This window comes from Xanthobacter aminoxidans, from assembly GCF_043193615.1.
In the GTDB taxonomy this organism is placed as follows: Bacteria; Pseudomonadota; Alphaproteobacteria; order Rhizobiales; family Xanthobacteraceae; genus Xanthobacter; species Xanthobacter aminoxidans.
In genome coordinates, this window is sequence record NZ_JBAFUS010000002.1 from 184,456 (window position 1) to 208,768 (window position 24,313).

At 71.8% G+C, this 24,313-nt stretch carries 31 protein-coding genes; 26 read left to right on the plus strand and 5 right to left on the minus strand.

Annotated elements, in window-relative coordinates:
• Window positions 1–108: 108 nt before the first annotated feature.
• From V5F74_RS09820 to V5F74_RS09845, 6 genes are all read left to right on the plus strand, one after another.
• A complete protein-coding gene (locus V5F74_RS09820) occupies window positions 109–618 on the plus strand; it encodes an HPP family protein (RefSeq protein WP_250168127.1) in 510 nt (169 codons plus the stop codon).
• 195 nt (window positions 619–813) lie between these two features.
• Entirely contained in the window at window positions 814–1,977 is a 1,164-nt protein-coding gene (locus V5F74_RS09825; protein ID WP_394007708.1) for a phage portal protein, read from the plus strand.
• A gap of 362 nt (window positions 1,978–2,339) precedes the next feature.
• Window positions 2,340–2,528, plus strand: coding sequence for a hypothetical protein (locus tag V5F74_RS09830; protein ID WP_029555135.1), 189 nt, complete (start codon window positions 2,340–2,342; stop codon window positions 2,526–2,528).
• Window positions 2,529–2,555: 27 nt separating this feature from the next.
• Window positions 2,556–2,747: a hypothetical protein gene (locus V5F74_RS09835; RefSeq protein WP_029555134.1), complete on the plus strand. Its 192-nt coding sequence runs from the start codon at window positions 2,556–2,558 to the stop codon at window positions 2,745–2,747.
• Between the two features lie 3 nt (window positions 2,748–2,750).
• The gene (locus V5F74_RS09840) at window positions 2,751–3,266 is read left to right on the plus strand and encodes an HK97 family phage prohead protease (protein WP_394007710.1); all 516 of its coding nucleotides are present in this window, start codon (window positions 2,751–2,753) and stop codon (window positions 3,264–3,266) included.
• A gap of 26 nt (window positions 3,267–3,292) precedes the next feature.
• On the plus strand, window positions 3,293–4,579 hold the full coding sequence (locus V5F74_RS09845; RefSeq protein ID WP_394007712.1) for a phage major capsid protein: 1,287 nt from the start codon (window positions 3,293–3,295) through the stop codon (window positions 4,577–4,579).
• Window positions 4,580–4,744: 165 nt separating this feature from the next.
• Here V5F74_RS09845 and V5F74_RS09850 read toward each other — a convergent pair whose 3' ends face one another.
• The 3 genes from V5F74_RS09850 to V5F74_RS09860 form a co-directional block, all read right to left on the minus strand.
• Window positions 4,745–5,641 carry an AraC family transcriptional regulator gene (locus tag V5F74_RS09850; protein ID WP_394007714.1) on the minus strand — a complete coding sequence of 299 codons (897 nt, stop codon included), beginning with the start codon at window positions 5,639–5,641 and terminating at the stop codon, window positions 4,745–4,747.
• A gap of 78 nt (window positions 5,642–5,719) precedes the next feature.
• Entirely contained in the window at window positions 5,720–6,598 is an 879-nt protein-coding gene (locus V5F74_RS09855) for a lytic transglycosylase domain-containing protein (protein ID WP_394007716.1), read from the minus strand.
• Between the two features lies 1 nt (window position 6,599).
• On the minus strand, window positions 6,600–7,364 hold the full coding sequence (locus V5F74_RS09860; protein ID WP_394007718.1) for a S1 family peptidase: 765 nt from the start codon (window positions 7,362–7,364) through the stop codon (window positions 6,600–6,602).
• A gap of 591 nt (window positions 7,365–7,955) precedes the next feature.
• On the opposite strand from V5F74_RS09860, the gene V5F74_RS09865 reads away from it, so the two are divergent.
• From V5F74_RS09865 to V5F74_RS09900, 8 genes are read left to right on the plus strand one after another with little or no spacing between them, the layout of a single operon-like run.
• Entirely contained in the window at window positions 7,956–8,519 is a 564-nt protein-coding gene (locus V5F74_RS09865; protein WP_394007719.1) for a head-tail connector protein, read from the plus strand.
• Window positions 8,516–8,839, plus strand: a complete 324-nt coding sequence (locus V5F74_RS09870) for a head-tail adaptor protein (RefSeq protein WP_394007721.1) — start codon at window positions 8,516–8,518, stop codon at window positions 8,837–8,839. The genes V5F74_RS09865 and V5F74_RS09870 overlap by 4 nt, the downstream gene beginning before the upstream one ends.
• Entirely contained in the window at window positions 8,836–9,129 is a 294-nt protein-coding gene (locus V5F74_RS09875; RefSeq protein ID WP_394007723.1) for a hypothetical protein, read from the plus strand. The genes V5F74_RS09870 and V5F74_RS09875 overlap by 4 nt, the downstream gene beginning before the upstream one ends.
• Complete coding sequence (locus tag V5F74_RS09880) at window positions 9,126–9,545, plus strand: DUF3168 domain-containing protein (RefSeq protein ID WP_394007725.1); 420 nt, start codon at window positions 9,126–9,128, stop codon at window positions 9,543–9,545. Before V5F74_RS09875 ends, V5F74_RS09880 begins: the two co-directional genes overlap by 4 nt.
• A gap of 12 nt (window positions 9,546–9,557) precedes the next feature.
• The gene (locus tag V5F74_RS09885) at window positions 9,558–9,965 is read left to right on the plus strand and encodes a phage major tail protein, TP901-1 family (RefSeq protein WP_024277874.1); all 408 of its coding nucleotides are present in this window, start codon (window positions 9,558–9,560) and stop codon (window positions 9,963–9,965) included.
• A gap of 11 nt (window positions 9,966–9,976) precedes the next feature.
• Window positions 9,977–10,324: a gene transfer agent family protein gene (locus V5F74_RS09890; protein WP_394007727.1), complete on the plus strand. Its 348-nt coding sequence runs from the start codon at window positions 9,977–9,979 to the stop codon at window positions 10,322–10,324.
• Window positions 10,321–10,572: a rcc01693 family protein gene (locus V5F74_RS09895; protein WP_394007729.1), complete on the plus strand. Its 252-nt coding sequence runs from the start codon at window positions 10,321–10,323 to the stop codon at window positions 10,570–10,572. The genes V5F74_RS09890 and V5F74_RS09895 overlap by 4 nt, the downstream gene beginning before the upstream one ends.
• Before the next feature lie 4 nt (window positions 10,573–10,576).
• Window positions 10,577–11,146 carry a phage tail tape measure protein gene (locus V5F74_RS09900; protein WP_250168233.1) on the plus strand — a complete coding sequence of 190 codons (570 nt, stop codon included), beginning with the start codon at window positions 10,577–10,579 and terminating at the stop codon, window positions 11,144–11,146.
• 4 nt (window positions 11,147–11,150) lie between these two features.
• Here the strand turns inward: V5F74_RS09900 and V5F74_RS09905 are convergent, their stop codons facing one another.
• Together V5F74_RS09905 and V5F74_RS09910 are read right to left on the minus strand one after the other, a co-directional pair.
• Window positions 11,151–11,525 (minus strand): hypothetical protein, encoded by a 375-nt coding sequence (locus tag V5F74_RS09905; protein ID WP_029555123.1) that lies wholly within the window; start codon window positions 11,523–11,525, stop codon window positions 11,151–11,153.
• A 763-nt stretch (window positions 11,526–12,288) separates the two neighbouring features.
• Window positions 12,289–12,984 carry a hypothetical protein gene (locus V5F74_RS09910; RefSeq protein WP_029555122.1) on the minus strand — a complete coding sequence of 232 codons (696 nt, stop codon included), beginning with the start codon at window positions 12,982–12,984 and terminating at the stop codon, window positions 12,289–12,291.
• 109 nt (window positions 12,985–13,093) lie between these two features.
• On the opposite strand from V5F74_RS09910, the gene V5F74_RS09915 reads away from it, so the two are divergent.
• From V5F74_RS09915 to V5F74_RS09970, 12 genes are all read left to right on the plus strand, one after another.
• On the plus strand, window positions 13,094–13,735 hold the full coding sequence (locus tag V5F74_RS09915) for a DUF2460 domain-containing protein (RefSeq protein ID WP_029555121.1): 642 nt from the start codon (window positions 13,094–13,096) through the stop codon (window positions 13,733–13,735).
• Window positions 13,736–13,743: 8 nt separating this feature from the next.
• Window positions 13,744–14,634 (plus strand): DUF2163 domain-containing protein, encoded by an 891-nt coding sequence (locus V5F74_RS09920; protein ID WP_029555120.1) that lies wholly within the window; start codon window positions 13,744–13,746, stop codon window positions 14,632–14,634.
• Window positions 14,631–15,071, plus strand: a complete 441-nt coding sequence (locus V5F74_RS09925) for an NlpC/P60 family protein (protein WP_029555119.1) — start codon at window positions 14,631–14,633, stop codon at window positions 15,069–15,071. The genes V5F74_RS09920 and V5F74_RS09925 overlap by 4 nt, the downstream gene beginning before the upstream one ends.
• A 396-nt stretch (window positions 15,072–15,467) precedes the next feature.
• Window positions 15,468–19,367, plus strand: a complete 3,900-nt coding sequence (locus V5F74_RS09930; protein ID WP_394007732.1) for a baseplate multidomain protein megatron — start codon at window positions 15,468–15,470, stop codon at window positions 19,365–19,367.
• 29 nt (window positions 19,368–19,396) lie between these two features.
• A complete protein-coding gene (locus V5F74_RS09935; protein WP_394007734.1) occupies window positions 19,397–20,098 on the plus strand; it encodes a DUF2793 domain-containing protein in 702 nt (233 codons plus the stop codon).
• A 33-nt stretch (window positions 20,099–20,131) separates the two neighbouring features.
• Entirely contained in the window at window positions 20,132–20,452 is a 321-nt protein-coding gene (locus V5F74_RS09940) for a spike base protein, RCAP_Rcc01079 family (RefSeq protein ID WP_374252247.1), read from the plus strand.
• Window positions 20,453–20,466: 14 nt separating this feature from the next.
• Complete coding sequence (locus V5F74_RS09945; protein ID WP_156026214.1) at window positions 20,467–20,610, plus strand: hypothetical protein; 144 nt, start codon at window positions 20,467–20,469, stop codon at window positions 20,608–20,610.
• A 103-nt stretch (window positions 20,611–20,713) separates the two neighbouring features.
• Window positions 20,714–22,114, plus strand: coding sequence for an SGNH/GDSL hydrolase family protein (locus V5F74_RS09950; RefSeq protein ID WP_394007737.1), 1,401 nt, complete (start codon window positions 20,714–20,716; stop codon window positions 22,112–22,114).
• Window positions 22,115–22,197: 83 nt separating this feature from the next.
• Complete coding sequence (locus V5F74_RS09955) at window positions 22,198–23,058, plus strand: glycoside hydrolase family 108 protein (RefSeq protein ID WP_394007739.1); 861 nt, start codon at window positions 22,198–22,200, stop codon at window positions 23,056–23,058.
• Window positions 23,055–23,375, plus strand: a complete 321-nt coding sequence (locus V5F74_RS09960) for a hypothetical protein (protein WP_394007741.1) — start codon at window positions 23,055–23,057, stop codon at window positions 23,373–23,375. Before V5F74_RS09955 ends, V5F74_RS09960 begins: the two co-directional genes overlap by 4 nt.
• Window positions 23,332–23,490: a hypothetical protein gene (locus V5F74_RS09965; RefSeq protein WP_394007743.1), complete on the plus strand. Its 159-nt coding sequence runs from the start codon at window positions 23,332–23,334 to the stop codon at window positions 23,488–23,490. Before V5F74_RS09960 ends, V5F74_RS09965 begins: the two co-directional genes overlap by 44 nt.
• 118 nt (window positions 23,491–23,608) lie before the next feature.
• Window positions 23,609–24,280 carry a response regulator transcription factor gene (locus V5F74_RS09970; protein ID WP_024277889.1) on the plus strand — a complete coding sequence of 224 codons (672 nt, stop codon included), beginning with the start codon at window positions 23,609–23,611 and terminating at the stop codon, window positions 24,278–24,280.
• Window positions 24,281–24,313: the final 33 nt, after the last annotated feature.

Below are 24,313 nucleotides of genomic sequence, written 5' to 3' on the forward strand. Positions count from 1 at the left end.
TGCGTGGCATCCAGAATACGTCCATCATGTGCCTACAAATGAGGCTGCATGACAGCGTTGTGTGCAGACATTTGCCTTCCCTTGGCCCTCTCTGCCCCGTCTGGAGCCATGAGACATCATTGGAAAGCATTTTTCGCACGTCATGAGCCCCATTGCGGCTCCGTCCAGGTCGGGCTGAAGTCCGGCGCGGGCGGCATGCTGGGCATGGGCCTTGTCGGTGGCGCCGCGGCCTTCACCAGCCTTCCGCTGCTCATCGCGCCGTTCGGCGCGAGCGCGGTGCTGCTGTTCGGCCATCCCTCTTCGCCACTGGCGCAGCCGGCCAATGTCATCGGCGGCTATGCCCTGTCGGTCACGGTGGGCATCGTCTTCGCCTTGCTGTTTCCCGGCGCCTGGTGGGCGGCGGCGCTGGGGGTGGGGCTCGCCATCCTCGCCATGCTGCTGCTGCGCGTGTCGCATCCGCCGGCCGGCGCCGTGCCGGTGCTGATGGCGGCCTCGCCCATCGATCCGTTCGAACTGTCCGGCATCGTGATCGCCGGCGCCGTCTGCCTCGTGGCGGTGGCGAGCCTCTACCACCGGCTGCCGCCGCGCCATCACGAGTACCCTCGCCGGGCGGGCTAAAGCCCTGTTGCCCCGCCGCGCGGGCTGATCCGCACGCTTTAACGCCGGCCGCCGCGCCGGCGCATCCTGTGGCCTGCAGCCGGTTCGCCGGTTTGCACCCTCCGGCCGCTCCTTGATCCGCACCTCCCGCAGAAGCCCCGATCTGCTGGAATGAGCGGCCTCAGGGGGCGGCCGTTTTCATTTCGGAGCCCCCTCATGCTGGCCAGCCTACTTGTCCCCTTCCGCCGTGCGCCCGAGGAGGCGAAGGCGAGCCGCACCGGCCGCCTCATCGCTTTGCTCTCCGCCGGCCAGCCGCGCTGGACGCCGCGCAACTACGCCTCGCTGGCCCGCGAGGGCTATGCCCGCAACGCCATCGCCTATCGCGCTGTGCGGCTCATCGGCGAGGCGGCGGCCACCGTGCCTCTGGTGCTCACCGTGAACGGGCGCGAGCACGACACCCATCCCTTCCTCGATCTCCTCGCCCGGCCCAATCCCCGCCTCACCCGCGCGGCGCTGTTCGAGGCCATCGGCTGCCATCTCCTCGTGGCCGGCAATGCCTATGTGGAGGCGGTGGCCCTGGAGGGCGCCGTGCGCGAGCTGCATCTGCTGCGGCCGGACCGGGTGCGTGTGGTGCCGGGGCCGGACGGCTGGCCCGAGGCGTTCGACTACACCCTGGGCGCCGAGACGGTGCGCATTTCGCAGGACACCCTGGTGCCTGGCGCCGACGTGCCGCCCATCCTGCACTTGTCTTCCTTCAACCCGCTGGACGACCATTACGGCTTCGCCCCGCTGGAGGCGGCGGCGCAGGCGCTCGACCTCCACAATGCGGCGAGCGCCTGGAACAAGGCGCTCATCGACAACGCCGCCCGGCCCTCCGGTGCCCTCGTCTATGGCGGCACGGGCGCGCTCACCGAGGAGCAGTTCGAGCGGCTGAAGGGCGAGCTGGAAGCCTCCTTCCAAGGCGCGGTGAATGCCGGCCGCCCGCTGCTGCTGGAAGGCGGGCTCGACTGGCGCCCGCTCTCCCTCTCGCCCAAGGACATGGACTTCGAGGCCGCCCGCAATTCCGCCGCGCGGGAGATCGCGCTGGCCGTGGGCGTGCCGCCCATGCTGCTGGGCATTCCCGGCGACAACACCTATGCCAACTACGCCGAAGCCAACCGCGCCCTGTGGCGCCAGAGCGTGGTGCCGCTGGTGCGCCGCGTGTGCGACGCCCTCGCTCTGTGGCTCGCCCCGGCCTTCGGCGGCGGCCTGACGCTCGTGCCCGACCTCGACCAGATCGAGGCGCTTGCCGCCGAGCGCTCGGAGCTGTGGGCACGCGTGGGGGCGGCGGACTTTCTCACCGACGCGGAGAAGCGGGCGGCGGTGGGGTATCAGGGGTAGGGGAATTTCCCCGGACAAGCGACACCGGAGGTGGAGCGCTGATCCGGGGTCCAGCGTAAAGGTTCGCGCAGCGGGCAAAATCTGAGAGCGCCGAGGTTCGGAAGCGCCTTCGGCGGTCCCTTGCGCTGGGCCCCGGCGCGCATTCCGCTGGCGCTCCATGCGTCCAGGGCGCGAGGGCCGTTGCCGCCCCCGTCACGGTCATGCCCGGGCTTGTCCCGGGCATCCACGTCTGGCCGACGGCGCGTCCGTCCGGTGCGTGTTCCCGGCCGCTCCACGTGGATGCCCGGGACAAGCCCGGGCATGACAATGGTGCGGGTTTGCAGGTGCGCCGCCGCAACTACCAACACCTTCGCGAGCCCCCCATGGACACCCTCATCCGCACCTTCGCCGAGCGGGGCGATCTCGCGCATCTGGCGCTGCTCTTGTGGGCGCTGGCGGCCACCGCCGGCCTGTGGCGGACGCTGACCGAGCTGGCCCGCGCCAATGCGCGGATGGACGCGCTGGTGCGCGAGCTGGCCCGCTTCAACGCGCGGTTCGACGACCTCTCCTGACCTCCCAACACATTCCCGGAGACACCCATGCGATCGCCATTCCAGAAGGCGTCCTCGCCGCGCATCCGCGCGCTCACCGGCGGCCCCAAAACCAAGGCGCGTCCGCCCGCGCCCGCCGCCCCGGCGGGCACCGTCTTCCGCGAGTTCGTGGCCACGCTGGAGCGGCTGGAGAAGAGCCGCCGCCGCAAGAAGCCCAGCGCGCCCGGCGGGGGTGCGTGAGCCATGATCGCGCGTGTTTCCCCGGCCGCGTCTGACATTCAGGCCGACGGCTACGCGATCGAAGGCTATGCCTGCCTGTTCGACGTGCCCGACCTCGGCCGCGACCTCATCGAGCGCGGCGCCTTCGCGTCGAGCCTCGCCCGCCAGGGCGCGGGCGGCGTGCGCATGCTCTACCAGCATGATCCCGCCGAGCCCATCGGCGTGTGGACCGATGTGATCGAGGACGGGCGCGGCCTCTATGTGCGCGGCCGTCTCTCGCCCTTCGTCGCCCGCGCGCGGGAGGTGGCGGCGCTGATCCGCGACGGGGCGCTGGACGGACTTTCCATCGGCTTCAAGGCGGTGACGGCCCGCACCGATCCGCGCACGCGCCTGCGCCGCATCGCCCGCATCGATCTGTGGGAGGTGTCGGTCGTCACCTTTCCCATGCAGCCTGACGCCCGGATCCGGCGCCCGGCCCCTTCGCCGGCCGCGATGCTCACCGCCGCCGCCGCCCGCCTGCGCGCCGCCGCCGGCGCCTGATCCCTCTTCAACGGAAGGTCTTTCCCATGTCGCTGAACATTGGTGCCCATGAGGGCTTGCCCGAAACCCGAGGCGCTCGCGAGGGCGCGCCTGAGACCAAGGTGGCCGGTGCCGAGCAGCGCATCGCCGTCGCCGATTTCCTGTCCGCCTTCGAGGCCTACAAGGAGACCAACGACGCGCGCCTCGCGCAGATGGAACGCCGCGGCGCCGACGTGCTGACCACCGAGCAGCTGACCCGCATCGATGCGGCTCTCGACGCCCACCAGGCGCGGCTCGATGCCCTGGCCACCAAGGCCCGCCGTCCGGCGCTGGGCGCCGCGCCGGAGCGCACGGCCGATGCCTCCCAGCACGGTTCCGCCTTCGATACCTATGCCCGCCACGGCGAGGCCGGCGGCCTGAAGGCGCTGGAGGCAAAGGCGCTTTCCGCCGGCTCCGGCGCGGACGGCGGCTATCTCGTGCCCTACGAGGCCGAGCAGGAGATCGGCCGGCGGCTTTCCGCGCTCTCGCCCATCCGCGCGCTCGCTTCGGTGCGGGTGATCGGGGCGGGCACCTATCGCAAGCCCTTCATGACGTCCGGTCCCGCCTCCGGCTGGGCGGCCGAGACCGCCGCGCGGCCGCAGACCGACAGCCCGGTCCTCGCCGAACTCGCCTTCCCCGCCATGGAGCTTTACGCCATGCCGGCGGCGACCCAGGCGCTGCTCGACGATGCGCAGGTGAACATCGAGGAGTGGCTGGCGCAGGAGGTGGACGCCGCCTTCGCCGAGCAGGAGGGCACCGCCTTCGTCACCGGCGACGGCGTGGCCAAGCCCAAGGGCTTCCTCGCCTACACCAAGGTCGCCGACAGCGCCTGGGCCTGGGACAAGGTGGGCTATGTGGCGACCGGCGCGGCCGGCGGCTTCCCCTCCGCGACGCCGGCTGATCCGCTCATCGATCTCGTCTATGCGCTGAAGGGCGGCTACCGCCAGAACGCCACCTTCGTCATGAACCGCAAGACCCAGGGCGCCGTGCGCAAGCTGAAGGACGAGAACGGCAACTACCTCTGGTCCCCGCCCGCGGGGGTGGGCCAGCCGGCGAGCCTCCTCGGCTTCCCGGTGGCCGAGAGCGAGGCCATGCCCGACATGGCGGCCGACGCTTTCGCCATCGCCTTCGGCGACTTCCGCCGCTTCTATCTGGTGGTGGACCGCGCCGGGGTGCGGGTGCTGCGCGATCCCTATTCCGCCAAGCCCTACGTGCTGTTCTACACCACCAAGCGCGTGGGCGGCGGCGTGCAGAACTTCGAGGCCGCCAAGCTGCTGAAGTTCGCCGCGAGCTGAGCCTGTTCCCCGGACCAGCGACGGCGTTAGCCGGAGCGCCGATCCGGGGGCCAGCGCAAATCCCCCGCGCAGCGGACAATGCCGAGGGCGCTCGGAATGGAAGCGCCTTCGGCGGTTTCTTGCGCTGGGTCCCGGATCAGCGCTCCACCTGCGGTGTCGCACGCCTCAGCCGGCCGGGGCCGACCTGAGGGGCAGGAACAGGTCGATGACGGTCTCGTGTTCCGGAACGTCGGGGAAGAAGCTCAGCCTCTGGCAGAACAGCGGGAAGTCCCCCGCCTCCTCGCCGCTGTCCGGCAGCCAGTCGCGATAGAGGAAGAGCGCCGCGGGCTCCAGATCCTCGCTGTGGCCGATGACGGGGAGCACCGCGCAGCGGCCGGCGGGGATGAGGCCGGCGGCGACGCCTTGCGCCGTGTCCGGGATGGGCCGGTCGCTGGCGGCGCACAGGTCGAGGCGGAAGTCTTCCGGGGGCGTCGTGCGCGGGTCGCTGTGGAACACCGTGAAGGTCGCGGCGACGCCGCGTCCGAGCCCCGCCGCACGCCGCCATTCGATGAAGCGCCGGACGGTGTCGTAGACCGCGGCCGGATCGCCCCGGTGGGTCATGACCGCGACCGGGGTCGCGGGAAAGTCGCGAACTTCGACGTCTGTGGTGGTCCAGGTGGTCATGCGCAGGGTCCTTGCGTTGGTGAGCGGCGCGCAGGCCGCAAGCCACGGTTCCCACGCGGGCGATGTCCGGAACGCCGAAGGCGACTGGTCGAACCGCTGCCGGAAGGCGCGGGCGAAGGCGTCGGGCGCATCGTAGCCGGCGTCCAGGGCGACCTCGGTCACGCTGGTCCCCGTCCGGAAGGCCAGCTGATACGAGGCGCGCCTCAGGCGTGCGAGCTGGACATAGCGGTGCACGGTGACACCGAACGTGGCGGTGAACTGCCGGTGAAAGTGAGCCTGCGAGAAGGCCGCGACGGCGCTGAGCGCCTCAAGGCCGAGATCCTGATCGAGATGCCGGTCGATGTGGTCCAGCACCCGCTGCATCCTCGCCCGGTAGCGCTCGCGTGCGGCGTTGGTCATTGGCTCCTTCCCTGATGGCCCCGCCAGTGAACCGCGCCGCGGCGGCCCGCGCTCGACCGATCCTGCTGTTCTTCGCCCTCAGTTGGGCAGCACCAGGCAGGCGCCGCCGGCCTTGCGGAGGCGGTCGCACATCTTCATGCCCTCGGCCTTGGACTGGGCCGGCAGGCGCACGCGATAGAAGGTGCGCGGGCCGCGCCCGCCCACGCGGGTGGAGATGATGACCGGGGTCAGGTCCGCGAACACCTGCGGCGCCCGCGCCGCCTCGCGCCGGAAGGAGGCGAGGGCGATGTCGCGCGAATAATTGCCGGAGATCTGCACGCCCCAGGGCGCGAACAGCGCATTCGCCGGCTGGCCGGCGGTGGGGGCCGGCGCGCCCTTGCGCAGGCTCGCCACCGTGGCGAGGCAGGGGTCGGGCGGGAAATCCGCCGGGCCGAAGGCGGCCGTGCCCTGCTTCTTCAGGCCGGCCCAATCCTCCGCCGTGCGGCCGGTGATGATGCGGACATAGGCGCGCGTCTCGTTGGGCAGGCCGCCGCCGGCCAGAAACCCGTTCACCCGCCCCGGCCCGGCATTGTAGGCCGCCGCCGCGAGGCCCAGGTTTCCGAACCGCCGGTTGAGATCGGCGATGAGCGCGGCGGAGGCTGGGATCGCCGCTTCCGGATCGAACGGATCGACAAGCCCGCGCTCCTTCGCCGTGCCCGGCATGAACTGGGCGATGCCCTGCGCCCCGGCGCGGCTCACCACATCGGGGCGGAACGAGCTTTCCTGCCAGATGAGGCGGGTGAGGAAGGCGGCGGGCAGCCCCTCCTTCGCCGCCGCCCCATCGATGAGGCGGCAGATGGCGTGATCCACGGTCTCGCCGCCGGGCGACTGGGCAAGGGCCTGTGTATTGGCCGGCGCCGCGAGCGCGAGCAGGACGACGCCGCCGCGCCATGCGTGATGCAGGGCGGCGGTGCGCATGTCAGAGACCGGTGGCGGGGAGGGGGCTCCCCAGGGCCTTCGCCGTGGCCATGATCCAGTCGCGATGCAGCGACACCAGCGTGACGCCGGTGACGCCGCCGCAGCCGCGCGCGCCGCCCGCGGCTGTCGCCCATCCGACCACGCCGGCCACCGCGCCATCGAGGAAGGCCGGCCCGCCGGAATCCCCGGTGCAGGCCCCGGCCGCGCCCTCTGGCGTGGAGAGCCGCACCATGATGCCCCCGGTGGTGCCGATGGAGGGCAGGGCCACGCTGCGCAGCGTGCCCGCGCTCTTCATGGCGCCATCGGCGGTGACGCCATAGCCGGCCAGCAGAAAGGTGACGCCCTTCTCCGGCAGCCCCGTGGCCGCGCCGAGGCGGGCGACGCGGAACCGCGCGGGCAAAGGTTCGGCCAGTTTCACGAGGGCGAGGTCCGGCGTCGGCCGGCGGGTCTGGAACTGGTCGGCGTCGAAGCGCGGATGCACCATCACGCGCGCCGCCGGCACCAACCTGGGCTCGCCATCGCCGATGATGGCCACCGCATAGTCCGCCTTCGGGGCCACGCAGTGCGCCGCCGTCAGCACCAGGTCGCGCGCCAGCACCGTGCCGGTGCAGGAGGCGCCGCGGGTGGAGACGATGAGCACCGTCTGCGCCGCCACATCCGCCGTCGCCGGCCCTCCGCCAACGATGGCGTGGGCCGCGTTCGGGCCGATGAGCGCGAGGGCGAGCGCCAGAAACGGCGCTGGGGCAACTAGGCGGAAAGGCTTCATCCCCCGTTTCTGCCGCCCGTGGCCGGAAGCGTCAATGGTTCCCCGGACAAGCGACACCGAAGGTGGAGCGCCAATCCGGGGACCAGCGCAAGACGTCCGCGCAGCGGGGCAATTGCTCCGAAGGGCAGAGACCTCGCCTAACCCGTCATCGCCCGGCGTGTCCGGGCGATCCACCCATCCGCCTGCGCGCTGTCCGAGGTTTCCGCCCGGCCCAACCGTGGATCGCCCGGACACGCCGGGCGATGACGGCGCACCTTCTTCCTCCCCTCTCCCCTTGCGGGAGAGGGGCCGGGGGTGAGGGGGAGAGACCTCTCCGCCAAACCCCGGCGCCGGTCCTTTCGGTGCCACACCCCTCACCCCAACCCTCTCCCGCAAGGGGAGAGGGAGTTCTTCGGCGGGTGCAGGGCGAGGCGCTGGTCTCGGGGCGCGCACTTCTCCCCTCTCCCCTTGCGGGAGAGGGGCCGGGGGTGAGGGGGAGAGACCTCACCGAAAGACCCGCCCCCCGTCCTCGCGGCGCCACACCCCTCACCCCACCCCTCACCCGCAAGGGGAGAGGGAGTTCTTCTTCCCAGTTCCCACCCGGAGCCCCCCATGGCCGAACTTCTCTCCGGCCCCGCCGCCGAGCCGCTGACGCGGGCGGAGGCGAAGGCCTTTCTGCGCGTCGAGACCGACGCCGAGGACGCCCTCATCGATGCCCTCATCGCCGCCGCCCGCCGCCATGTGGAGGCGGAGACCGGGCGCATCCTGATGGAGCAGACCTGGCGCTTCTCGCTGGATCGCTGGCCCCTGCGTGGCGTCATCCCGGCGCCCGTCGCCCCGGTGCGGGCCATCCTCGAAGCCACCGTGGCGGTGGCGGACGGCACGCCGGTGGCGCTGCCCGAGGGCGCGCTGACCCTGGTAGGCGACCGCGCCCCGGCGCTGATCCGCGTCGAGCCCGCGCGCGTCTCGGCGCCGCTCGTCTCCCATGGCGGCATCGTCATCACGCTTCTCGCCGGCTACGGCGCGAACGCGGCCGATGTGCCGGCGGATCTCGTGCAGGCGGTGCGGCTCATGCTCGCCCATCTCTACGAGCATCGCGACGGGCCGGGGGACGCCACCCAACTCCCCGCCGCCGCCCGCGCGCTGATCGCGCCCTATCGCGTGGTGCGGCTGTGAGCGGCATCGGCGCGCTGCGCCATCGCCTCACCCACCAGACGCCGCTGGAGGTGCCGGACGGTGCCGGCGGCGTCGCGCGCAGCTTCATCTCGGTGGATGTGCTGTGGGGCGCGGTGGAGGAGGTCTCCACCGCCTACGGCCTCGGCGAGGATCGGCCCCGCGCGGCGCGGGTGCTGCGCGTCACGGTGCGGGCGCCCAACACCATCGCGGCGGGCGACCGGCTGATCCATGCCGGCCGCGTGCTGGCGGTGGAGTCCATCATCGATGCGGACGGGCGCGGCCGGTTCCATCGCATCCGCTGCAGCGAGGAACAGACATGAGGACGGAATTCAGCGTCCGCACCCGCGGCCTCGACGGCCTCGCCCGCCGCATCGCCGCCCGCCATTTCCCGGACGCGGAAGCCGCCGCCGCCGCCCGCGCCGCCGCCGATCTCGCGGGCGAGATCGTGGCGGAGGCCGGTGCGATCGCCACGGTCGCGGGCACGCCCGCGCGTCCTCTCGTCGAGGTCTCCGGCGCCGCCTTCCTCGACCGCGTGCGCGGCGCCTTCGACCGGCCGGGCGATCCGGTGCTCGACCGCATCCGCCTGCTCTTCGCCCGGAGGCGCCCATGAGCGTGCCCCTCGACAGCCCCGCGCTGGCGTTGCGCGCCGCCATCCATGCCGCCCTTGTGGCCGATGTCGCGCTGGTGGCGCTCCTCGGCGCGCCGCGCGTGCATGACGTGCCGCCGGGCGATGCGGATTTTCCCTTCGTCACCCTCGGCGAGGCGGTGGTGGCGGACTGGTCCACCGCCACCGAGGCGGGCGCCGAGCAGGCGCTGACGCTGCACGTCTTCTCCCGCTCCGGCGGGCGGGCGGAAGCCTTCGCCATCGCCGCGCGCTTGCAGGCGGCGCTGCATGACGCGGCGCTCACGCTTGAAGGCCATCGCCTCGCCAACCTGCGCGCCACCACCGCCGAGGTCCGCCGCGAAAGCGACGGGCGCACCTTCCACGCTCTGGTGCGGTTCCGCGCCGTCACCGAGCCCGTTTGACCGGAGACGAAAATGGCCGCGCAGAAGGGCAAGGATCTGCTGCTGAAGGTGCATGACGGCACCTCCTTCATCACCGTGGCGGGGCTGCGCACGCGCACCCTCGCCTTCAATGCGCAGAGCGTGGATGTGACCCATTCCGAGAGCGCCGGCCGCTGGCGCGAACTATTGGACGGGGCGGGCGTGAAGCGCGCGTCCGTCTCCGGCTCCGGCGTGTTCAAGGACGCGGCGTCGGACGCGCTCGTCCGCCAGCTCTTCTTCTCCGGCGCGCTGGCGAGCTGCCAGTTGCTGATCCCGGATTTCGGCACCCTCACCGGCCCGTTCCAGGTGACGGCGCTGGAGATCGCCGCCGAGCACGACCGGGAGATCACCTTCGACCTCACGTTGGAGAGCGCGGGCGAGATCGCCTTCGCCGCGCTGTGATGGGCGGCGGCATGCCCAACCGCCGGCGCGGCGAGATTTCGGCGGTGCTCGACGGCACGCCGCGCGTGCTCGTCCTCACCCTCGGTGCCCTCGCCGAGCTGGAAGCCGCCTTCGGCGTGGACGATCTCATGGCGCTGGCCGAGCGCTTCGGCCGGGGCCGCCTCTCGGCGCGGGATGCCGCGCGCATCATCGCCGCCGGGCTGAATGGCGCGGGGGCGGATGTGACGGTTGAGGACGTGGAGCGGATGCGGGCGGATGGCGGCGCGGCGGGGTTCGCGCGCATCGTCGCGGACCTGCTCGCCGCCACCTTCGGCGGGGAGGACGCGTCCCAATCCCCTCCCGCGCCGCAGCCGGCATGAGCGCGACGCCTGCGGCGCGCGTCTTTGCCGGAGAGAGCGCGGCGCCTCCGGCGCGCGCCTTTCCCTGGGCGCTCGCCATGGGCGCCGGCTTCGGCCTGCTGCGGCTTGCCCCCGATGCCTTCTGGCGGATGACGCCGCGGGAACTCGCGGCCGCCCTCTCCGCGCTGCTGCCCGCCGCGCCGGAGGCCATCGACCGCGCCGACCTTGCCGCGCTCATGGCGCGGTTTCCCGATCGCACGAGAGGATGATGCCGTGACCGAGACCGTCGATATCGCCCTCCAGGTGGACACCCGCAGCGCCATGGCGGCGCTGGGCGCGGCGGAAGTTTCCGCGCGTGGCTTTTCTTCCGCGCTCGCCTCCGCCTTCACCGGCCTCGCCGTGCAGGGCAAGGATCTCGGCACGGTGCTGGAGCAACTCGCCACGCGCCTCGCCAACCTTGCCCTCACGGCGGCCCTGAAGCCGCTGGAGAGTTCACTCACCTCTCTTCTTTCCGGCGCCGGCGCCGGCCTCGGCTTCGCCAAGGGCGGGGTGATCGGGGAGGGACAGGTGAAACCGTTCGCGCGCGGCGGCGTGGTGGCGGCGCCCACCTATTTCCCCCTCGGCGCCTCCCTCGGCCTGATGGGGGAGAAGGGCGCGGAAGCCATCCTGCCGCTGGCACGCGGGGCCGATGGGCGGCTCGGCGTGCGCAGCGCCGAAGGGGCGGGGCGCGGGGCGGTGACGGTGAATATCGCGACGCCCGACCTCTCCGGCTTCCGCCGCTCGGACGCCTACGTCTCGGGCCTGGTGGCGCGGGCGGTGGCGCGGGGGCAGCGCGGCGGGTGAGCCTTCAGCGCGCGGTTTTCCACGGGTCCGCCGCCGGCGCTGTCGTGGAGGGCAGCGCGGACGACGAAGAGTTGTTGAACTGGTTGGGCGCGTTGCTCACCGAGCTGCCGCTATAGGCATCGCTGCGCACGACAGCGCCGGTCTTCACGCAGGAATCCGAGCCCGGCACCCGCTGGAAGCCCGGGCCGTAGCTGGCGCAGAAGCTGTCGCTCTTGCTGCCGGAAGGACTGCTTTTGCCGCTGGCCTGCGCCAGCGCCGGGCTTGCGGCGGCCGCAGCCACCGTCGCGCCGAGCACCACCGCGCCGCAGAGGCGCGCGAGGTCGAAGGCGGCGCCGGAGCGTCGTGCGGAGGAGAGGGGGCGGGGGGCGCTGATCGTCATGGCACGAAGAGTGGCAGTCCGGCAGCTCGCCCGGTGCGAGCCATCGGACCATAGCGTGGCCGCGCCCACCGGGAAATCCCCTGACGGACCGGCAGCTTGCCGGTAATGGCGACGTGTCGCGGCCGAGACATGTCGCGATTGACCCGCGGTCAATCGACTGAGGCGCCCGGCGAGGGAAGGCCTGCGCGCAGTCCGGCCTCAGCTGGGCGGCGGGCGCGTCATCCTTCGCCCGGATCTTTCGCCAAGGTCTTGCGCCAAGGTCCTGCACCAGGGTCCTGCACCCATGCGCGGCCCAAAGGCGCGGGGAAGCTCCGGCATGACGTGCGCGATGGCGCCGTCGTTCCGCTCGCGGCATTCCAGCCTTGCCCCACTGGCCGATGCCTGAACGGATACGACGTCCACCCGGATCAGCCCCCCGGACATCGGGAGGCCCGAACACACAAAGGCCCAGGCCTCACAGTGCCTGGGCGCACAGGGTGCAACACATGAAGAGCCCGGACATGAAGGCTGGGCGCCGATCGTGCCTGCGGCCCAGCCGGCCTGCCACCGATGGCGGCAATCGTCACGTCCGCTGCGCCTGAGGCGCCTTGCGTGATGACGCGCCGTGAGGCGGCCTCGTCTCATCTTGCCGCCCGTGGGCGGCAGGGTCCTGGCGACCTGATACGCCGCCCGTGGGCGGCCATATGGCTTGCGCCGCACCCGGCGGCGCTCCGATGGCGGTGGCGCGGGCCCTGAGCCGCACGCCGCCATCGGGGAGCGAAGATCACTTCTTCGCGGGAGCCTTGGGAGCCTTGGGCGCAGCGGCCTTCTTGGCAGCGGGCTTGGCGGCAGCCTTGGGGGCGGCGGGCTTGGTCTCCGGCGCGGGCGCGGGAGCAGCAGCAGGCTTCGCAGCGGCCTTGGGGGCAGCAGCCTTCTTGGGAGCGGCAGCCTTCTTCTCGGCGGCGGGCTTGGCAGCTGCCTTCGGAGCGGCAGCCTTGGGCGCAGCGGCGGGCTTGGCAGCGGCCTTGGGAGCCGCAGCCTTGGCAGGCGCCTTCGCGGCCTTGGGAGCGGCGGCCTTCTTCTCGGCGGCCGGAGCCTCGGCGGGCTTGGCGGCAGCCTTCGCGGAAGCGGCCTTGGGGGCAGCAGCCTTCTTGGCGGCAGCCTTCGGTGCGGCGGCCTTGGCTTCAGCCTTGGGCGCGGCGGCCTTCTTGGCGGGAGCCTTAGGGGCAGCAGCCTTCGGTGCAGCGGCCTTGGCCTCGGCCTTCGGCGCAGCGGCCTTGGGGGCAGCAGCCTTCGGGGCGGCGGCCTTCTTGGCAGGAGCCTTCGGTGCAGCTGCCTTGGCTTCGGCCTTCGGCGCGGCAGCCTTGGGGGCGGTGGTCTTGGGTGCTGTGGTCTTGGCTGCGGCCTTGGGGGCTGCGGCCTTCTTCTCGGCAGGTTTCTCGGCGGCGGCGGCCGGCTTCTTCGCGGGCTTGGTAGCCATGCTTTCGCTCCATGCTCAACGGGGCACAGGAAAGTCAAGGCGTCACGTTCAACTATGTCAAGGCCATCTCTACTGTTTTCGGCCAAGAATTAGGGGATGGGGGCATCATATGGCCGCCTTTCATGAGATTTTGTTTCCTCTGGAGGTCGCTCTCGGCGCTTCGGGCGGTCCGGAGCGCGTCACCGAGGTGGTCACGACCGCCTCCGGACGCGAGGAGCGCAACACGCGCCAGGCTGATTCGCGACGTCGATGGGACGCCGGTTACGGGGTGAAGACCTTCGCCGCTCTGGCCGAAATCGTCGCCTTCTTCGAGGAGCGCCGCGGGCGTCTCCACGGCTTCCGCTGGCGCGATCGTCTCGACCATTCCTCGGCCGCTCCGGAAGACGAGGTGAGCGCCCTCGACCAGCTCATCGGCGCGGGCGACGGAGCGCGCGCGACCTTCGCGCTGACGAAGCGCTACGGCGCGCTCCACGCGCCCTATCTGCGCGCCATCACCAAGCCTGTCGCGGGCAGCGTGAAGGTTGCGGTGAATGGCATCGAACACGTTGAAGGCGCACACTTCTCGCTCGACACCGCGCGCGGCGAAATCACCTTCGCGGAAGGTGCCATCCCGGCTCCCTCCGCGGTCGTCACGGCGGGCTTCCGCTTCGACGTTCCGGTGCGCTTCGACACCGATTTTCTCGAGGTGGATCTCTCCGCCTTCGCGGCCGGCGCGATCCCCCGCATCCCCATCATCGAAATCCGCGTGTGAGGCTCGCCATGCGCACTCTCGATCCCGCCCTCGCCGACCATCTCGCGAGCGGCGTCACCACGCTGTGCCGTGCCTGGCGCGTGACCCGCCGCGACGGCACCGTGCTGGGCTTCACCGACCATGATCGCGACCTCGTCCTGGAGGGCGTGACCTTCCTCGCCGCCTCCGGCATCGCAGGCTCGGAAAGCACGCAGGCGCAAGGACTTTCCGTCACCGGCGCGGAACTCTCCGGCGCCCTCAGCGCCGACGCGCTTGATGCCGCGGACCTCGCCGCCGGCCTCTATGACGGGGCTGGCGTGGACCTCCTGCTCGTCAATTGGCAGGCCCCCGCGCAGCACCTCCTGCTGCGGCGGGGAACCATCGGCGAGGTGCGCTGCGAGGACGGCGTGTTCACCGCCGAGATCCGCGCCCTCGCGGATGGCTTCAACCAGACGCGCGGCCGCCTCTTCACGCCCACCTGCGATGCCGATCTCGGCGACGCCCGCTGTGGCGTGGACCTCGCCGCGCCGGCCCATTCCGCGAGCGTGGCGGTCAGCGCGGTGGAGGGCGCGCTGCGCCTGCGCGTCACCGGCCTCGACGGCTTCGCGACCGGCGCCTTCGCGCGGGGCCGCGCGGTGTTCGCGAGCGGCGCCAATGCGGGTTTCGCCACCGAGGTGAAGGCACATCTGGTGGATGGGGAAGGGGTGGTCCTGCGCCTGTGGCAGCGCCCGCCGTTCGATGTGGCGGAGGGCGACGAGATCACCCTCACCGCCGGCTGCGACAAGCGCTTTGCGACCTGTCGCGACCGCTTCTCAAACGCACTCAATTTTCGCGGCTTCCCGCACATGCCGGGCAACGACGCGATCATCTCCGTCGCCATCCCCGGCGAGGGCGGATACGACGGGAGCCTCAGGGAATGAGCGGGGCTCCTGATCGTGCCGCGATCCTGGCCGAGGCCCGCGCCTGGATCGGCACGCCCTATCTCCATCGTGCCTCCCTGAAAGGTCACGGCGCGGACTGCCTCGGCCTCGTGCGCGGCATCTGGCGCGTCGTGGTGGGGCCGGAGCCGGAGGCGCTTCCCGCCTACGCCCCCGACTGGGCCGAGGCGGGCCGGCGCGAGACGCTGGCTGATACCGCGCGGCGCCATCTCGTCGCCGTTCCGCTCGCTGAGGCGCAGCCCGGCGACGTGCTGCTGTTCCGCTTCCGGGAGCACCTTCCGGCCAAGCACGCGGCGCTGCTCTCCGAGGGCGGGCGCATGATCCACGCCTATGACGGCGCGAGCGTGTGCGAGACCGCGCTGACGCCCTGGTGGCGCCGGCGGCTGGCCTATGCCTTCGCATTTCCAGGGGCGGGGTAGGGGGGCTCATCGAAACAGTTCCCCGGACAAGCGACACCGCAGGTGGAGCGCCGATCCGGGGTCCAGGGGCAAGGTCGGCGAAGCCGGCACCCGCCCGGAGAGCCTCGGAAAAGAGCCGCCTTCGGCGACGTGTTGCGCTGGGCCACGGCTCTCCTGCCACTGCGCTTCGCTCCGTTCCAGTCGGCCGAGGCGCGAGAGCGAAGCGGGGCGCTTGCACCGTCCTCCCCTCCGTCATGCCCCGGCTTGTCCGGGGCATCCACCGGGCCGCTTGCGCGCTGTCCGGACACCCGAACCCGCCCAACCGTGGATCGCCCGGGCACGCCGGGCGATGACGGCGCAATGTCGGGGTGAGGGGCCACCTTCTTCCCACATCCCTCCCATCCCGGAGCCTCACCCATGGCGACGCTGCTTCTCGGCGCGGCTGGCGGCCTTATCGGCGGCGCGCTGTTCGGACCCATCGGCGCGGTGGCGGGGCGGGCGCTGGGCGCGCTCGGCGGCTCGGTCATCGATGGCGCGCTCCTCGGTGGCAACCGCTCGCGCCATGCGGAAGGCCCGCGCCTCACCGACCTCGACGTGATGGCCTCCACCGCCGGCGCGCCGCTCCCCCGCATCTACGGCCGCGCGCGGCTCGCCGGGCAGGTGATCTGGGCGCTGAAGCTGAAGGAGGTGAAGAAGGAGGAGACGCAATCCGTCGGCGGCAAGGGCGGCAGCCTTTCGGCCAGCACGACCACCTACACCTATTACGCCAATTTCGCCGTCGCCCTGTGCGAAGGCCCGGTCTCGCGCATCGGCCGCATCTGGGCGGACGGCAAGCTGCTGGACACGCGGCGCCTCCACATCACGCCCCATCTCGGCGGCGCGGGCGAGGCGCCCGACAGCTGGATCGAGGCGAAGCAGGGCGCGGCGGGCACGCCGGCCTATCGCGGCGTCGCCTACCTCACCTTCCGCAATCTGGAGCTGACCGACTATGGCAACCGCCTGCCGCAGATCACGGTGGAGGTGGAACGCGCCATTGGCGCGCTGGAGAGCCAGGTGCGCGCGGTGACGCTGATCCCCGGCGCCACCGAGTTCGGCTACGACACGCGCAACATCCGGCAGGTCTATGGCGAGGCGAGCTACGGGCCGGAGAACCGGCACGTCACCAGCTTCTTCAGCGATTTCGAGGCCTCCCTCGACCAGCTCCTCGGCGCGTGCCCGAACCTCGCGCGCGTCTCGCTGGTGGTCTCCTGGTTCGGCGACGATCTGCGCGCCGGCCAATGCGCCGTGCGGCCGAAGTGCGAGCGCCTCAACAAGGCGACCGCTCCGGCGCTGTGGAGCGTGGGCGGGCAGACGCGCCTCACCGTCCCCGCCGTCTCCCAATACGAGGGCCGCGCGGCCTATGGCGGCACGCCTTCCGACGACAGCGTGGTGCGCGCCATCGCCCGCATGCGCGAGGCGGGGCTGAAGGTGACGCTCAACCCCTTCGTCATGATGGACATCCCCGCCGGCAACACGCGCCCCGACCCGTGGACCGGCGTCGCGTCCCAGCCGCCCCATCCCTGGCGCGGGCGCATCGTGTGCGATCCGGCGCCGGGGCGGGCGGGAACGGTGGACGGCACCGCCGCCTGCCGCGCGCAGGTGGCGGCGCTGTTCGGCACGGCCGTGGCGGACGACTTCACGCGGGTCGGCACGAGTGTGATCTATCACGGGCCGGACGAATGGAGCCTCAGGCGCATGGTGCTGCATTACGCCCATCTCGCCGTCGCGGCGGGCGGGGTGGAGGCGATCCTCATCGGCTCGGAAATGGCCGCGCTCACCCGCCTCACCGATGACACCGGCGCCTTCCCCGCCGCCGCCGCGCTCGCCGCGCTGGCGGCCGAGGTGAAGGCGGTGGTGGGGCCTTCCACCCGCGTCTCCTATGCCGCCGACTGGACCGAATATGGCGCGCAGGTGCTCGCCTCCGGCGACGTGCGCTTTCCCCTCGATGCGGTGTGGGGCGCCGATGCAGTGGACTTCATCGGCATCGACTACTACCCCCCGCTCGCCGACTGGCGCGACGGATCCGCCCATCTCGATACGGCGCTCACCCAGTCCATCCACGACCGCGCCTATCTGAAGGCCAACCTGCGCCGTGGCGAGGCCTTCGACTGGTTCTATCCGGACGATGACGCCCGCGCCGCGCAGGATCGCAGCCCGATCACCGATGGCGCCTTCGGCGAGCCGTGGGTGTATCGCCAGAAGGATCTCTGGTCCTGGTGGGCCAACGCCCATCACGAGCGCATCGCGGGTGTGCGCATCCCCGCGCCCACCGCCTACGTGCCCGGCGCCAAGCCCATCCGCCTGATGGAGGCGGGATGCCCGGCGGTGGACAAGGGCGCCAACCGGCCGAGCGCGTTTCCGGATGCGAAATCCGCCGAGAACCGCCTGCCGCCCTTCTCCTCCGGCGCCCGGGACGACCTCATCCAGCGCCGCGCGCTGGAGGCCATCCTCGCCACCTTCGGCGCGGACGCGGACACCGCCGACAACCCCGCCGCGACCCTCTATCCCGGCCGCATGGTGGAGCCCGACGCGCTCTTCCTGTGGAGCTGGGATGCGCGGCCCTACCCGCAATTCCCCTACGCCACCGAGGTGTGGGCGGACGGCGCCAACTGGGCCACCGGCCACTGGCTCACCGGCCGCCTCGGCGCTGCGCCTCTGGATGCGCTGGTGGCGACCCTCGCCGCCGATTTCGGCATTGCCGACGTGGACAGCGCGCACCTCTCCGGCGCCGTCGAGGGCTATGTGGTGGAACAGCCCATGACTGCCCGCGCGGCACTGGAGCCGCTTGCCCGCGCCTTCGCCTTCGAGGCGGGGGAGGAGGACGGCCGCCTGGTGTTCAGCCCGCGCGGGCAGGGCACCGTTGTGGAGGTCGCTACCGAGGATTTGGTTCAGGTGGAGGGCACGCCGCTTCTCGCCGTCACCCGGGCGCAGGAGACCGAGCTGCCGCTGGAGGTGACGGTGGGCTTCGTCGATGCCCTGCGCGACTACCGCCGCGCCACCGTCTCCTCCCGCCGCCTCGCGGGCCGGAGCCGGCATGTGACGCAGGCGGACCTCGCGGTGGTCGCATCGGACGCGGTGATGGTGCGCGCCGCCGATGTCTGGCTTCAGGATCTCTGGGCCGGGCGGGAGACGCTCTCCTTCTCCCTGCCACCCTCGCTGCTCGCGCTGGCGCCCGGCGACCTCGTGCGGTTGACCTTCGATGGCCGCACGCGCCTCGTGGAGATCGTCCGCGTGGAGGAGGCGGAGGCGCTGGCCGTCACCGCCCGCACCATCGAGCCGGAGGTGTTCGACGTGGCGCTGGCGGAGGAAGGGGCGGGGCACGTTGCGCTGCCCGGCGCCTCCGGCCCGCCCGCCGTGCGGGTGCTCGACCTCCCGGCCTTGTCGGAGGCGGAACCCGTTCCCCTGCAATGGCTTGCCGCGGCGGCCTCGCCCTGGCCGGGCACGCTCGCCATCTGGCGCTCCACCGATGGCGCGAGCTTCGAGACGCTGGCGCCCATCACCGCCTCCGCCACCTTCGGCGCCCTTATCGCGCCGCTGCTGCCGGGGCCGCTCTGGCGGTTCGACCGGCACAATGGGATGGAGGTGACGCTTGAGACCTCCCTCCTCGTCTCGGCCAGCGAGGCGGAGGTGCTGGCCGGCGCCAACCTCCTCGTGCTCCTTGCTGACGACCGCGCGCCGGAGATCGTCGCCTTCACCGAGGCCGAGTTGGTGGATGCCGGCAGCTATCGCCTCACCGGCCTTCTGCGTGGCCTTGCCGGCACCGAGGCGGCGGGGGCGGAAGCGTGGCCGGCGGGCACCCGCCTCGTGCGTCTCGACGGCACGCTGGTGAGCGTCGCCAGCGGCGTCGCGGCGCTGGGGCGTTCCTTCCTCTACCGCGTCGGTTCGGCGCGGGACGACCAGGGCGCGGAGGAGGTGACGGAAGTCGCCGCCACCGTCTCCGGCCGCGCGCTCATGCCGCTCTCGCCGGTTCATGTGCGGGCGCGGCGGACCGAGGCGGGCGTCGCGCTCTCCTTCATCCGCCGCACCCGCATCGCGGGCGACGGATGGGAGGCAGTGGAGGTGCCGCTGGGCGAGGCGAGCGAGGCCTACCGGCTCGACATTCTCGACGGCGAGACCGTGCGGCGCAGCTTCACCCTCGCGTCGCCTGAAACTCTCTATGCGGCCGCCGACGAGATCGCCGATTTCGGCGCGCCGCAGGGCGAACTCACCGTCCGCGTCGCCCAGCTCTCGGCCAGCGTCGGCGCCGGCGCGGCGGTGACGGCGACCGTAGCGCCGTAAGGCTCTTCTCCTTCCATCGAGGTCCAGCCATGTCCGAGCAATCGGCGAACCTGGCGCTGCCGTACATCGCGGCGGCCCAGGCGCAGAAGCATGTCACCCACAACGAGGCCATCCGCCGCCTCGACGCCTTCGTGCAGCTGGTGCTGGAGAGCGCCACCGCGTCCTCGCCGCCGACCTCGCCCGCCGAGGGGGGGCGCTGGTTCGTACCATCCGGCGCCACCGGCGCCTTCGCGGGCCGGGCGGGGATGATCGCGGCCTATGAGGCGGGCGCGTTCGACTTCCTGCCCCTGGCGGCGGGCTTCCTCGCCTTCATCCGCGACGAGGGCCGGCTCGCAGTGTTCGACGGCGGGGCGTGGGTCTCGCCTCTGGCAGCCAGCGCCCACCGCGGCGCCATCTCGGCCGAGGTGCGGGAGGTGGATGCCGTCCTCTCCGGCGCCTTCGTGGACACCGCGCTCATTATTCCCGATCGCGCCATCGTGCTCGGCGTCTCCACCCGCACCCTCACCGCCGTGAGCGGCGCCTCCGCCTACGACTGCGGCATCGCCGGGGAGCAGGCGAAGTTTGGCGGCAGCCTCGGTGTCGCGGCGGGCGCCACGAACATGGGGGTCATCGGTCCCACCGCCTTCTACGCGCCGACGCCGGTCCGCCTCACCGCCATCGGCGGGAGCTTCGGCGGCGGCACGGTGCGCGTTGGCCTGCACCTCCTCCTCCTCGCCATTCCCGGCGCGTGACCCGCGCCTCGCGCCCGCCTTTCGGAGCTTCCCATGTCCTATGATTCCAGCCGAGACCCGCTGCGCGGGCTCGCCGCCTCGCTCTCCTCGCCGACGCGGCTGATGAGCCGCGTCACCCCCTCCGACAGCGACGAGCTTCCCGTCTACGCCAAGGCCCTGTGGGTGTTCGTGCCCGAGGAGGTGTCCGGCGGCGTCGCCACCGTGCGCCTCACCCCTGTCGGCGCCGACGATGCCACCCGCATCGACGTGCGCGCCTTGCCGGGCCTTCAGCCCTTGCCGCCGTGCCAGGTGCGCCGGGTGTGGGCGACAGGCACCAGCGCGGGCATCGACATCTACGCCTTGATCGACCGCTGAGCGGAGCGGCGGCGATGCTGTCCCTCTCCCTCTTCGCGGGCGCGGTCCTGCGCGGCCGGCGCGGCCGCCGCCCCCCGCGCGGCTTCATCTTTCTCGTCGATGCCGATGGCACGCCACTGACCGACGCGGACGGCGCACGCCTCATCGAGCGCATCTGAGCCGCCGCCGGCCGCCGCTCCATCCCCTCTCGTCATTCCCCGATCATCCGCGCCGGAGACCCCGGTGCGGGCGTGCCTGTGCTTTCGCAAAGGGAGTTGTTTCATGTCTTCTCGAAACTGGAACCAGAGCACCGCGGCCCTGAAGATCCGCCTTCAGCAGGCGGTGGATGCCGGCCGCCCGCTCTGGGCCCGCCCGTGGATCGCCCCCACCGCCTGGACCTCGGGCCAGACCATCCAGGTGGGCGAGGTGCGCAAGAATTCCGCGACGCCCGCGCAGTGGTACATCGCCGCCGCGCAGGGCGGCGTCTGCGGCGCCATCGAGCCGACCCAGACCAACGGCTCGGCCGTCTGGGACGGCACCGCCAACACCAGCGTCCTGTGGACCCATCTCGGCAGCTCGGCCGACTGGGACAATGTGGACGATCCGGCGGCGCCGACCCTGACGGCCACCGGCAGCACCAGCGTCCCGGCCGGCTATGTCAGCTTCAACCCGTGGGCCAACCGCCAGCTCCTGACGGTGCGCGGTGCCTACCTCACGCAGCATGTGGGCTCGGGCACCGGCATCGCTCTTTATACTTTCGACAGCAAGAGCGGCACCACCGTAGCCGGCGGCAGCGGCATTGCCTTCATGAGTGATGCGACGGGCATCTCGTTCCAGGTTCCCGCGTCCGTGCAGGGCATCCGGGTCTATGTGGACGGACGCCCCGTCACCATGTCCAACATCGGCCCCAACCAGGGCGGCTGGTATTACCACACGATCGCCTTCGGCAAGCGCAAGGAGCGGCTGTGGGAGGTCTTCTTCGGCAAGGACACCGCGGCGATCTACAACATCGCCATCCCGTCCAACGCCCAGATCTGGCCTGCGCCGTCGGTGGTCCCTCTCGTGGGGGCCTTCATCGGCGACAGCTACCTGCAGGGCTCCGGCTACGGTCCGTTCCTCGATGGCAACACGCTGTCCGGCCACGTCGGCCGGCTGATCGGCATCGACAATATGTGGCGCTTCGGAACCGGCGGCACGGGCCTGCTCAATCCGGGCTCCGGACCCTTCTATACCTATCGCGAGCGTCTGCCGCAGGTGCTGGCGCAGAGCCCCAACGTGATCCTCGTGCAGGGCTCCACCAATGATGCGAGCTACACCCAGGCGCAGGTGAATACGGAGGCGCTGGCCTTGCTCGACGCCATCCGGGCCGCCACCACGGCCCCGGTGTTCTGGTTCGGGCCCGCCCCGCTGTCGGGCGGGTATTCCAGCATTCAGATCGTGGATACCGCCATCGCCACGGCGGTGGCGGCGCGGCCGAACAGCAACATCTTCTACAAGTCGCTGGTCACCTCTGTACCGCCGGTCTTCATCGGCTCGCACAACAACACCAACTTCACCGCGTTCAGCACCATCGGCGAGTACATCGGCGGCGACAATGTCCACCCGGTGGACAAGGGCACCATGTATCTCGCCCGGCGCATGGCCTCGGCCTACGCCAACGAGATGCTGCCGCTGGTCGCCTGACGCAGGCCATCGACGAGGCGGGGGCGCTCCGGCGCCCCCGCCTTTCGCCGTTTCCCGATCAGATTTTTCTCAGAGGCCTTGCCATGGCTGCCGAAAGCTTCGCGCCGGCGCTTGCCGCTGTGCTCCGCCACGAGGGCGGCTATTCCAACCATCCCGACGATCCCGGCGGCCCGACCATGAAGGGCATCATCCAGCGCGTGTACGACGCCTGGCGCCGCTCGAAGGGGCTGCCCGAGCGCCCGGTCCGCGAGATCGAGGACACGGAGCTGAAGGAGATCTACCGCCGCCAGTATTGGGACGCGGTGCGGGCCGACGAGCTGCCCGCCGGCATCGACTATGTGGTGTTCGACGGCGCGGTGAATTCCGGCCCCGCCCAGTCCGCCAAATGGCTCCAGCGCGCGCTTGGCCTTTCCGCCGACGGGCAGGTGGGGGAGGTGACGCTCGCCGCCGCCCGCGCCGCCGCCGAGCACGCGCCGGCCCGCCTCGTGGACGAGATCTGCGACCGTCGCCTCGCCATGTTGCAGGCGCTGCGCACCTGGCCGGTGTTCGGCAAGGGCTGGGGCCGGCGCGTGGCCGACGTGCGCAAGCTCGGCAAATCGTGGGCGACCGGGGGGCGGACCTCCTCCGTCGCCGTGCCTGCGAAGGACGGGGAGGGGGCCAAGGGCGCGCTTGCCAGCGCCCGGCCGGCGCCCCGGCCCGAGGCGGGGGCGGGCGCCGTGGCCGGCGGCCTTGTTGCCTCCACCGTGGCCGAGGCGGCGCGGCAGATCGAGCCCCATGCCGCCGGCTCGCCCTTGCTGGCCAATGTGTTCGCCGCCCTCACCCTCCTCGGCCTCGCCGCCACCCTCGCCGGCCTCGCCTGGGTCTGGTGGAGCGCAAGTGCCGGTGCGAAGCGGGCCGAGGTGCTGGACCTCGGCATCGGCGTGGCCGGGGAGGCGAAGCCGTGAGCGGGGCGCTCGACGCGGTAGCCGGCTTCTTCGGCTACGCCGTGCCGTGGTGGGCCTGGATCCTGCCCGGCGCCCTCGCCGTGGCGGTTCTGCTGCGCCTGTTCGGCGTGCGGGCGGCGGGGATTGCCGCCGCTGTCCTCGCTCTCGTGCTCGTCACCCGGCGCGCCGCCCAGCGCGGCTATGACCGCGCCCTGAAGGAAGGAGAACGCGATGTCTCGAAGAGCCTTTCTGCCGCGCGGTCTGCGCGGGATGCTGCCGCTCGCCGCGACGGCGATGCTCGCCGGCTGCGCGACGACGACGGGTTCCGGCGCGACTAGGGTCTATTGCGGCGCGGCCGCGCCCATCCGCTGGTCGCTCTCCGACACCGACGAGACCATCCGCCAGGCCAAGGCGGCCAATGCCGTGGGCCGGCGGCTGTGCGGCTGGCTGTGACCCGAAGGACCAGCAAAGCTCACGGTGCGGCCTCCGGTCATCGCTGACAGGCACGCAAGGCTCTGTCATTCTTTGTCTCTCTCGCTTAAGGAGGTTGTGGCGAAGGCGGAGGGGCACCGTGCGCTTGTTGGTGATCGAGGACGATCCCGAGCTGAACCGACAGCTCGTCGAGGCGCTCGGCGATGCCGGCTATGCCGTGGATCGCGCCTATGACGGCGTTGAGGGGCAGTTCCTCGGCGAGACCGAGCCTTACGACGCCATCGTGCTCGACATCGGCCTGCCCAAGCTCGACGGCATCTCCGTGCTGGAAAGCTGGCGGCGGGCGGGCAAGACCACCCCGGTCCTCATCCTCACCGCCCGCGACCGCTGGAGCGACAAGGTGCAGGGCTTCGATGCCGGCGCCGACGATTATGTCGCCAAGCCCTTCCATATGGAGGAGGTGCTGGCCCGCCTGCGCGCCTTGCTGCGGCGGGCCACCGGACATGCGTCCAGCGAGATGTCCTGCGGCCCGGTGCGGCTCGACACCCGCTCCGGCCGCGTCACGGTGGACGGCAATCCGGTCAAGCTCACGTCGCACGAATATCGCCTGCTCTCCTATCTCATGCACCATGCGGGGCGGGTAGTGTCCCGCGGGGAATTGGTGGAGCATCTCTACGATCAGGATTTCGACCGCGATTCCAACACCATCGAGGTGTTCGTCGGCCGCCTGCGCAAGAAGCTCGACTGCGACGTGATCCAGACCGTGCGCGGCCTCGGCTATCTGCTCGCCGCCCCCGAGGAGCCGCGCTGAGATGGCGACCTCCTGACATGCCGGCCGCCTGAC

Coding starts and splice junctions, on each gene's coding strand:
- V5F74_RS09825 (WP_394007708.1), top strand. CDS start 814: ATGCTGGCCAGCCTACTTGTCCCCTTCCGCCGTGCGCCCGAGGAGGCG.
- V5F74_RS09855 (WP_394007716.1), bottom strand. CDS start 6,598: ATGCGCACCGCCGCCCTGCATCACGCATGGCGCGGCGGCGTCGTCCTG.
- V5F74_RS09880 (WP_394007725.1), top strand. CDS start 9,126: ATGAGCGTGCCCCTCGACAGCCCCGCGCTGGCGTTGCGCGCCGCCATC.
- V5F74_RS09945 (WP_156026214.1), top strand. CDS start 20,467: ATGCTGTCCCTCTCCCTCTTCGCGGGCGCGGTCCTGCGCGGCCGGCGC.
- V5F74_RS09930 (WP_394007732.1), top strand. CDS start 15,468: ATGGCGACGCTGCTTCTCGGCGCGGCTGGCGGCCTTATCGGCGGCGCG.
- V5F74_RS09940 (WP_374252247.1), top strand. CDS start 20,132: ATGTCCTATGATTCCAGCCGAGACCCGCTGCGCGGGCTCGCCGCCTCG.
- V5F74_RS09875 (WP_394007723.1), top strand. CDS start 8,836: ATGAGGACGGAATTCAGCGTCCGCACCCGCGGCCTCGACGGCCTCGCC.
- V5F74_RS09895 (WP_394007729.1), top strand. CDS start 10,321: ATGAGCGCGACGCCTGCGGCGCGCGTCTTTGCCGGAGAGAGCGCGGCG.
- V5F74_RS09955 (WP_394007739.1), top strand. CDS start 22,198: ATGGCTGCCGAAAGCTTCGCGCCGGCGCTTGCCGCTGTGCTCCGCCAC.
- V5F74_RS09905 (WP_029555123.1), bottom strand. CDS start 11,525: ATGACGATCAGCGCCCCCCGCCCCCTCTCCTCCGCACGACGCTCCGGC.
- V5F74_RS09915 (WP_029555121.1), top strand. CDS start 13,094: ATGGCCGCCTTTCATGAGATTTTGTTTCCTCTGGAGGTCGCTCTCGGC.
- V5F74_RS09950 (WP_394007737.1), top strand. CDS start 20,714: ATGTCTTCTCGAAACTGGAACCAGAGCACCGCGGCCCTGAAGATCCGC.
- V5F74_RS09920 (WP_029555120.1), top strand. CDS start 13,744: ATGCGCACTCTCGATCCCGCCCTCGCCGACCATCTCGCGAGCGGCGTC.
- V5F74_RS09890 (WP_394007727.1), top strand. CDS start 9,977: ATGCCCAACCGCCGGCGCGGCGAGATTTCGGCGGTGCTCGACGGCACG.
- V5F74_RS09840 (WP_394007710.1), top strand. CDS start 2,751: ATGATCGCGCGTGTTTCCCCGGCCGCGTCTGACATTCAGGCCGACGGC.
- V5F74_RS09850 (WP_394007714.1), bottom strand. CDS start 5,641: ATGACCAACGCCGCACGCGAGCGCTACCGGGCGAGGATGCAGCGGGTG.
- V5F74_RS09835 (WP_029555134.1), top strand. CDS start 2,556: ATGCGATCGCCATTCCAGAAGGCGTCCTCGCCGCGCATCCGCGCGCTC.
- V5F74_RS09910 (WP_029555122.1), bottom strand. CDS start 12,984: ATGGCTACCAAGCCCGCGAAGAAGCCGGCCGCCGCCGCCGAGAAACCT.
- V5F74_RS09830 (WP_029555135.1), top strand. CDS start 2,340: ATGGACACCCTCATCCGCACCTTCGCCGAGCGGGGCGATCTCGCGCAT.
- V5F74_RS09925 (WP_029555119.1), top strand. CDS start 14,631: ATGAGCGGGGCTCCTGATCGTGCCGCGATCCTGGCCGAGGCCCGCGCC.
- V5F74_RS09865 (WP_394007719.1), top strand. CDS start 7,956: ATGGCCGAACTTCTCTCCGGCCCCGCCGCCGAGCCGCTGACGCGGGCG.
- V5F74_RS09935 (WP_394007734.1), top strand. CDS start 19,397: ATGTCCGAGCAATCGGCGAACCTGGCGCTGCCGTACATCGCGGCGGCC.
- V5F74_RS09845 (WP_394007712.1), top strand. CDS start 3,293: ATGTCGCTGAACATTGGTGCCCATGAGGGCTTGCCCGAAACCCGAGGC.
- V5F74_RS09860 (WP_394007718.1), bottom strand. CDS start 7,364: ATGAAGCCTTTCCGCCTAGTTGCCCCAGCGCCGTTTCTGGCGCTCGCC.
- V5F74_RS09965 (WP_394007743.1), top strand. CDS start 23,332: ATGCTCGCCGGCTGCGCGACGACGACGGGTTCCGGCGCGACTAGGGTC.
- V5F74_RS09885 (WP_024277874.1), top strand. CDS start 9,558: ATGGCCGCGCAGAAGGGCAAGGATCTGCTGCTGAAGGTGCATGACGGC.
- V5F74_RS09820 (WP_250168127.1), top strand. CDS start 109: ATGAGACATCATTGGAAAGCATTTTTCGCACGTCATGAGCCCCATTGC.